Origin of the sequence: Halochromatium salexigens, assembly GCF_016653295.1 — a bacterium.
GTDB lineage: Bacteria > Pseudomonadota > Gammaproteobacteria > Chromatiales > Chromatiaceae > Lamprobacter > Lamprobacter salexigens.
Window position 1 is genome coordinate 1 of the sequence record NZ_NHSF01000040.1, and the last position, 3,988, is coordinate 3,988.

The window sequence follows — 3,988 nt, forward strand, 5'->3', positions numbered from 1 at the left end:
TCTCATCTGAAGTGCTTCTTGGTGCTCCCGCGCGCTTTGGAAGCCTAGTTCGCGCTGCTCCGCCAGCGGAATCGCTCTGGCGCTGCAGGGGCTGGGCGGCCAAAATCTCTACAGCGCAAATGTCTCGTTCTGAGTCGGGTATTGACGGGATGCTGAATCGGTTGCTCGCCGATGCGACCTCGCCGCATCAAGCGCCGAGGACTAAACTCCGGCCGTCCGCCGGGGCATCGATTGGGCATCAACTCCTCGTCGGAATGCTCTGCCTCTGTGTCGCCTGGACGCCTTGGGCACTGGTCTGGGGTGATGAACTGGCGGACCTGGGACGGGCCGGACAGGCCTTCGGTCAGGGCCAAACCACTGGATTTTCGCTGCCGACCCTGGAGGGCGATCAACTCCGGTTCCAGGTCAACGGCGAGACCCAGTCCGTCAACACCGAGGAGTTGTTCCCCGGTGCCTCAGCCGCCACCGCAGCGGACTTCTCGGCTCTTTACGGCCAGCCCGAAGGCTTGACCGCCCGCGGCCGCGCCGCGCAGTCAACGCTGCTCGGCGAAGAAGGCGCGCAGGCCGATGCCTTTCAAAGCCTCTACACCAACGTCGGGGTCTCGGCGACCGATCTGCGCGCTGATCCGGTCTGGTCGCAGACCGACCAAGTCATCGATGAGATGGCCGACCTGGCGAATGGCTTCGGCGATTGCGTGATCGACACGCAATTTCAGACCGGCACGCGCCCGGTGCATCTGCCCGAGATCGAGACCTGCCAGCAGGTGCAGCAGGGCGGAGAGTGCACGCTCTCCCATGCCTATGACCTGCCGCCGGCCGATCACATCGTCGCGGTCAGCGGTGGGGCGGTGCAGACCAACTGCGCCTATGGCTGCATTGAAGTCGTCTACGATTTTCCCGGAGCCGCGCATGTACCGTCTTGTCCCGAGTGCGCCTATCTTCCGGCACAGACCTTCGGCTTCACGGTCAACGACCCGGGACGGATCCAGCGGATTACAGCCAGCGTTGCGCCTCAGGCCACCGAGTTCGATACCGGCTGTGATTGGGACTGCAAGATCGATGCGCTCTTCCAATCCTGGTCGATCAGTTTTCCTGGCTATAGCCAGTCCGACAGCAGCAGCGGCAACTTCGATCCGATCCAGCGCACGTCCCTGAGTGGGCACGAGGCGACCGCAGCGCTGCGCAATGGCGGCTCGTTCACTGTCGCCAATGACTACCGCTTTCAGACCGATGCGGGGCACTGGTATGTCGCTCAAGCACCCTATCGGGTCTCGATCCGTATCCAGTTCACGCCGTTGCCATTGCACGACCACGGTTGGGATGCACCCGAGGCCTGCGTGCATCTGGCCGAGACCATCCGCGACAGTGCCTTCTGTGACGGCGAGGCGGTCTGCTCCGGCGCACCAGCGCTGAATGCCAGCGGCTGCTATGAAACCATCGGCGTGCTGATCTGCCCGGGCAACTTTGGGCCTTCGCCGGTGCCCTGGCTCAATCCATTCTGCCGCGAGCTGGCGATCAGCTCGGACTGTGCCGGGTTCAGCAGTGGCGACATGCAGTGCTGGACCGATCCGCAGGGCCAAACACACTGCCCCTACAACCCCGGCGATATCGACAACGACTGCGGGCCACTCGAGGCCGATCCGAACTGCGGTTACCTGGGCTCGACTTGCATCGACGGTGCCCGCGATCGCTATGGGGTCTGCTATGCCACCGAGTCCCGCTACGACTGCGGTACCACCGCCGAGATCCCGGACATCACCCGCGAGACCGCGATGGACTGCGCCGGGCCGGTGCGCTGTCTGGGCAATGACTGTCTGGATCTGACCTTCGAGCAGTCGGATGACTTCGGCGAGGCTGCTGCAGCCCTGCAAGCCGCGCAGTACGTGCTCAGCGACAGCAATTGCACCAGTCCCGGCCAGTGCCAGATCTTCCAGGGCGAGTCGGCCGAATGTAAGCAGGCGGTCGGTGGCATCGTCGACTGCTGCGAGACCCCCGCAGGCGTCTCGCTGGTCGACTACATCCAGCTCATCGTGGCGATGACCAAGATCGATGCGGCGATCATGGCCAGCGAGTCCGGAAGCACGTTACGTGGCGGCTGGGAGCTGCTGCGTGATCCGCTGGTCGAGACCTGGGATGCGGTGACCGAGACTATCACCTCGGCGGCGAACAACCTGGTCGGCAATACTGCAGCCGCGACCAGTGAGGCTGGTGCCCGACTCTCGCTGGATGCAGCCAAGCAGGCGTTGCTGCGCCAAACCGTGGACTGGACCGCTCAGGTGTTCGGTGATGCGGCGGCCAATGCGCTGTTTGCGGTCGAGGGCGGCGGATCGGCGGTGGTCAACGGTACCGTGCAGGCGGGCAACCTCCAGCTTGGCGGGCTGATCGGCACCACCCTCGCCTGGGCGATGACCGCCTATCTAATCTACAGCGTGGTGATGATCCTGATCCGCATCATCTGGACCTGCGAGGAGGAGGAGTTCGAGTTGGGGGTGCAGCGTGAGCTGCGGGCCTGCCATTACGTCGGCAGCTATTGCGACAGCGATATCCTCGGGATCTGCATCGAGAAGCAGAAGGCCTTCTGCTGTTTCAACACGCCCTTGGCACGGATCATCAATGAGCAGGCCTATCCGCAGTTGGGGCGGAGCTGGGGTGAGCCAGAGCATCCGAACTGCCGAGGATTGTCGCTGCAGGAGTTGGAGCGGCTGGATTGGTCGCGGATCGATCTGTCGGAGTGGATCGCGTTGTTGACCCAGGCCGGGCAGTTTCCGTTGCCGGAGCACATTGATCTGGAGGCGTTGACTGGGACGGGTTCGGAGCTCAGCACTGGGTCGCGGGCGGATGCAGCCGAGCGCAGTGCGGGGAGGGCTGAGGCACTCGATGCGGGCGAAATCGGGCAGCAAGCGGCCGATCAGGTTTGGGAGGATGTGCGGCGAGGGTTGCCATAATGGCAGGCGGCAGACCGCAACCGCGATGGATCAGTGCAACGCACTCGACGCCGATCTGCGCAGTCGGGCAAGCTAGGGCCAATAGCACTCCGGAGCCCTCGCCATGAAAACCCTTGCTGCACTGATCCTTGCCTGCCTGATCTTGCCGACCGCTGCCGCGCAGGCGCAGCCAGCGCCCGCCGTCAGCTCCGACCTCGCCAAAGAGCAGCGCTGGCGTGAGCAGATCGTCGATAGCCTGATGGACGGTGAAGCGGTTGACCTGGACGCCGATGGTCAGACCGTACTTGGTCTCTACACCGAGGCCGAGCCGGACACCGGTCGCGCAGCGGTGATCGTGCATGGCATCGGGGTGCATCCCAACTGGCCACAGGTGGTCTATCCGCTGCGTGTCGGTCTGCCCGAGCGGGGCTGGAGCACGCTGTCAGTGCAGATGCCGGTGCTGGCGAACGACGCCACCGGCGCGGACTATGCCGCGCTGATGGACGAAGTCGCGCCGCGCCTCGAAGCGGCGATCGCCTTTCTGCGAGCACAGGGCGCAGGGCAGGTCGTCCTGATCGCCCACAGCTTGGGTGCGACCATGAGCAACCAGTATCTGGCGCAGCATCCCCAGGCCGCTGAGGCCTTCGTCGCCATCGGTTTGTCCAGTGGCGGCACGCATGCCGGTGTCGATAACGAAGCGCTGATCGGCCGTATCCCAGTGCCAATCCTGGATCTCTTTGGCCAGCATGACCTCGAGGCCGTCGTCTCCGGTGCCCCGGGCCGCGCCGAGGTGGCGGCCGCCAACGCCGGTTACCGCCAGGTGCAGACGGCAGAGGCTGATCACTTCTTCGAGGGTCAAGATGAGGTGCTGGTCGAGAGCGTCTCTGGTTGGCTCGATGAGGTGGTGCCGGTGGGAGAATGAGGGCTCGGTACAGCAGGCACGGCAAATCCGTTCTAACCAGCGGTCGCCAATCGGGCGTCGTGGGGTGGGGAATTTGCCGTCATGCCCAGATAATCGAAGACGCGGCGGACCTTGCGCGCGAGCTTATCGATGGTCGCAGCCA

2 protein-coding genes are annotated in these 3,988 nt (G+C 64.3%); both read left to right on the forward strand.

Going from position 1 to position 3,988, the window contains the following annotated elements; genetic code table 11:
- Positions 1-254: 254 nt before the first annotated feature.
- The gene (gene traN / locus CCR82_RS06055; RefSeq protein WP_242513294.1) at positions 255-2,945 is read left to right on the forward strand and encodes a conjugal transfer protein TraN; all 2,691 of its coding nucleotides are present in this window, start codon (positions 255-257) and stop codon (positions 2,943-2,945) included.
- Positions 2,946-3,048: 103 nt separating this feature from the next.
- Positions 3,049-3,846, forward strand: coding sequence for an alpha/beta fold hydrolase (locus CCR82_RS06060; protein WP_201244505.1), 798 nt, complete (start codon positions 3,049-3,051; stop codon positions 3,844-3,846).
- Positions 3,847-3,988 lie beyond the last annotated feature (142 nt).